The sequence below is a fragment of the Microbacterium sp. genome, assembly GCF_052102115.1.
GTDB lineage: Bacteria > Actinomycetota > Actinomycetes > Actinomycetales > Microbacteriaceae > Microbacterium.
Genome location: NZ_JBQDVP010000066.1, coordinates 1 through 3907 on the forward strand (window position 1 = coordinate 1; position 3907 = coordinate 3907).

The window sequence follows — 3907 nt, forward strand, 5'->3', positions numbered from 1 at the left end:
CGAGTCGAACGTCGCCTCCCTGCCGTCGAGGATCTCGCCGCCGCGCTGCCAGAGATGCGGCCAGAACTGCCAGGTCGTCTCTTCGGATCCGGACACGGAGTATCCGTACCCGTACGTCTTCGTGGCGGGATCCGTGAGGTCGGCCGCCGCGTCGCGGAAGTCCTCCCAGGTCCAGTCGGCCGTCGGATAGTCGACGCCGGCGTCGTCGAAGACGGTCTTGTTGTAGATCAGCGAGATGTTGTCGACGACCGCCGGGAAGCCGATCGTCGGGCCGCCCTCTGGCTGCGCGGTCGCCTGCGCCGCGCCGGAGAATTCGTCCCACTTCACCTCCGCATCGTCCTGCACCTGATCCGTGATGTCGAGGGTTCGTCCCGAACCCGCCAGTTCGCTCGCCCACGATCCGAATGCGTAAGAGATGTCGGGATAGGTGCCGCCCGCGAAGGACGACGACAGCTTCTGGAGCAGATCCTCCGTCGACGGGGCGCCGGACGAGATCTCGATCGTGACATTCGGGTGATCCTCCTCGAACTCGTCGACGAGGCCCTCGAGGATCGTCTGCGCCTGGTCGGCCTGCCCCGTCCACCAGGTGATCGTGACGCCGGCGTCGGGATCGAGCTCCGTCGCAGGCTTCGAGCCCGACGAGCACGCGGCGAGGCCTACCGCGAGGCCCATCGCGAGCGCGCCAGCGGAGCCCCGCACGACGGCGCGACGCGTGTGGGAGATGTGGTGACCGAGATGACTCATGAGCTCTGCCTCCTTGTAGAATGGTGCATACATTGACTGTGCCTGTCGTCGACCGTGATTCCGTCGATGGATGAGAGTTCCTCAGCCCAGGACAACGGATCGGGTGAGGTGTCTCGGCGAATCGATATCGAGGCCGCGCGCCGAGGCGAGGTCAGCCGCGAGCGCCTGCGCGCGTGCGAGCTGCACGAGCGGATCGAACTCCTCGCACACGATTGTCGCGCGGGTTCGCCGGATATCGTGCTCGAGGTCATGTGCGAGCTCGCCGAACACGACGACGAGGGTCTCCTCGTGAGCGACCGCGATCGGTCCGTGCCGATAGTCGAGCGCGGGGTACGACTCGGACCATGCCTGCGCGGCCTCGCGAACCTTGAGCGCGGCCTCCTGCGCGAGTCCATAGGTCCACGTGCGTCCCAGGAAGACGAAGTGCGAGAAGTCGGATGCGCGGACCGCCGTCTCGCGCGAGAGCGCGTCTTCGGCCTGAGCCGGAAGATGGGTGACGTCCTCTCCGAATGAGCGACGAGCGAGCAGCAGCACCGTCGTCGGGAAGCGCGTCTGCACAACCGATTCTTCATCGGCGTAGTCGAGCACGAGCGCGCTGTCCACGGCCTCTGCGACCGGCGATGCCCCGACGCCGACGATGGCGGTCGTCGCGGTGCCGTCGGGGATCTGCGAGAGCACCGCGAGCACTTCGCTCGTCGTACCGGACCGGCTGATGACGACGACGCGATCATATTCTCTCCCCGGAGACCATTCGGATGCGTAGCCCGCATCCGAGACGCCGTATCCGGCCCGCTCTCGCAACTCGGCGATCGACTCCGCGACGAATGCGCTCGTCCCGCATCCGAGAAAGAGGACCCGCTCCCCCGGTTCCCCGAATGCGGGGACGTCGAGCGTCATGCTCAGCGCCTGTCGCCACACCCGGGGCTGGCTGAGGATCTCCTGCTGGGTCACGGTGCTCGTAGTCAATGGGTCCTGTCTTTCTCACTCGGTGGTGAGGTCCGCCCGCTTCGTTGTCGGCGAACCACGTGAACTCATCGTGCACAGTTTCCGCGCGAGTGTCACGATAACTGCTCGATTCGATCATTCTTGTTGAGCGTTTTAATGACATTTCGTGCAGTCACCGCGCTCGCAGAGCGAGCGACAAGCCTGCGACGCGTATGTTTAACAGCGGAGCTGTTTGGTTCCCAATGATGGGAGGCTGGATGTCCAGCACTGCTCAACCGTCCTTCGACGTCAATGCCACGTCAGCGCCTGCCCCGAGCGCGGGGCTCCTGACCCTCGGGCTGCTCGCAGGCTCGTCGATGGAGAACGAACGCCGACTTCCGATTCACCCTCATCACCTCGATTACATCGACGCCGACGTGCGAGCACGGATGATCGTGGAGCGCGGCTATGCCGCGGACTTCCATCTGGGACCCGGCTATATCGAGGCGCGCGTCGGCAGGGTCGCGGAACGGTCCGAAGTGATCGATTCTGCTGATGTGCTGTTGCTGCCGAAGCCGCAGGCGGCCGACGTCGCGGCCGTTCCGGAGGGCGGCGTGCTGTGGGGATGGCCCCACTGCGTGCAGGATGCGGCGATGACGCAGACGGCGATCGATCGTCGACTGACCCTCATCGCCTTCGAAGCGATGAACCATTGGACGGGGCAGGGCGATGTCAACCTGCACGTGTTCCACAAGAACAACGAGCTCGCCGGATACTGCTCGGTGCTGCACGCCCTGAGCCTCACCGGAACGACGGGAGACTACGGCCCGCGCCGCAGCGCGGTCGTCATCGGGTTCGGCGCAACGGCGCGCGGCGCGGTCACCGCGCTGAAGGCTCAGGGGGTCCACGACGTGCAGGTGCTCACGCAGCGCGGCGTCGCGGCCGTCGGTTCGCCGATCCACAGCGCGCACATCACCCAGCTCAACACGGGTGACGGGCCTGCCCACCTCAGCACGGTCCTCACCGCGGACGGCGACGTCCTCCTCCCGGCCTTCCTCGCATTGCACGACATCGTCGTGAACTGCACGTTGCAGGACGTCGCGGCACCGATCACGTACCTGCGCACCGAGGATCTGGACGATTTCGCGCCGGGCAGCCTGATCATCGATGTCTCGTGCGATGAGGGCATGGGGTTCGAGTGGGCGAAGCCGACGACGTTCGATGATCCGATGTTCACCGTGGGATCGGGGGTCGACTACTACGGCGTCGACCACAGCCCGTCGTATCTGTGGAACTCGGCGACCTGGGAGATCAGCGCGGCGATCCTGCCGTTCCTGCGCACGGTTCTCGAAGGCCCGGAAGCGTGGTCCGAGGATCCCGCGATCTCCAACGCGATCGAAATAACCGACGGCGTGATCAGGAACCCGAGCATCCTGAGCTTCCAGGGTCGCGGCGCTGAGTACCCGCACCTGTTCGCACCGTAGAGCTCAGCCCGGTGACTGGTCCGGATACGTCACGAGGCCGTCGTTGCCGACAACGGGCGGCGCTCCCCATTGGCCGAGCACGTGCTCATGAACAGCGCCTTCAGGCAGCAGGTGCTTCACCATCCACGCCTCGGCGACGAGAGTATTGGCCACGATCAGGCGGTGACAGCGCCAGGGAACGGGCTCGCCGCACATGACCACCGTGCGTCGCGATCGCGCGAGCGCGGTGAGCTCCTCGATCCCCCGGCGGTAGTCACCGGTGAGGGTGTAGTCCGCGTAGTTCTTGAAGCTCGCGTTCTGCCAGGCGGCGTTGAGCTGCGAGTCGACGTCCTGGCGAGGGCGACGGCCGCCCAGATTCGGCAACCGCCGGTACTCGATGCTGTCCTCCGCCAGCCACCCAGCCATGGTGTCTGACCCGAACTGCGGACTGCGGCGGGAGCCGGGATGGGCGCGCACATCGACGAGCACCTCGATGTCGTGCTCGTCGAGCGGCGCGAGGAAGTCGGGAATCTCCAACGTCCAGTGGCCGATCGTCCAGATCTCGCGACGTTCATCCATCGTGCGGCTCGATCAGCGGATCCTGTGCAGCGCACCGGGCTTGTGCATCGCGATGTGGTTCGTCTTGTCGCTCTTGATCTCATACTGCGGATCATCGGGAGAACACCGGCGCGTATGCCCCTTGTACTCGGTGTCGCTGGTGTGCTTCTTGACGATGACGCCGGAGACCTCTCCGACTTCGGAATTCCAGCGAACGT

At 65.5% G+C, this 3907-nt stretch carries 5 protein-coding genes; 1 reads left to right on the top strand and 4 read right to left on the bottom strand.

Going from position 1 to position 3907, the window contains the following annotated elements; translation table 11 throughout:
• Together ACTICP_RS14420 and ACTICP_RS14425 are read right to left on the bottom strand one after the other, a co-directional pair.
• A partial coding sequence (locus ACTICP_RS14420; RefSeq protein ID WP_441893546.1) for an ABC transporter substrate-binding protein occupies positions 1-777 on the bottom strand: 777 nt, incomplete at its 3' end.
• A gap of 48 nt (positions 778-825) precedes the next feature.
• Positions 826-1695, bottom strand: a complete 870-nt coding sequence (locus tag ACTICP_RS14425) for an SIS domain-containing protein (protein ID WP_441893548.1) — start codon at positions 1693-1695, stop codon at positions 826-828.
• A gap of 251 nt (positions 1696-1946) precedes the next feature.
• Between ACTICP_RS14425 and ACTICP_RS14430 the strand changes: the two genes are divergently transcribed.
• Positions 1947-3152, top strand: coding sequence for a N(5)-(carboxyethyl)ornithine synthase (locus ACTICP_RS14430; RefSeq protein WP_441893550.1), 1206 nt, complete (start codon positions 1947-1949; stop codon positions 3150-3152).
• Between the two features lie 3 nt (positions 3153-3155).
• On the opposite strand, the gene ACTICP_RS14435 is transcribed toward ACTICP_RS14430, so the two are convergent.
• Together ACTICP_RS14435 and ACTICP_RS14440 are read right to left on the bottom strand one after the other, a co-directional pair.
• Entirely contained in the window at positions 3156-3710 is a 555-nt protein-coding gene (locus tag ACTICP_RS14435) for a DUF488 domain-containing protein (RefSeq protein WP_029152144.1), read from the bottom strand.
• Positions 3711-3722: 12 nt separating this feature from the next.
• On the bottom strand, positions 3723-3907 hold a 185-nt coding region (locus ACTICP_RS14440), incomplete at its 5' end, for a DUF2945 domain-containing protein (RefSeq protein WP_441893552.1).

What these genes read in the sequence shown, in the direction of transcription:
- ACTICP_RS14430 (WP_441893550.1), top strand. Translation starts at nt 1,947, where the DNA reads ATGTCCAGCACTGCTCAACCGTCCTTCGACGTCAATGCCACGTCAGCG.
- ACTICP_RS14435 (WP_029152144.1), bottom strand. Translation starts at nt 3,710, where the DNA reads ATGGATGAACGTCGCGAGATCTGGACGATCGGCCACTGGACGTTGGAG.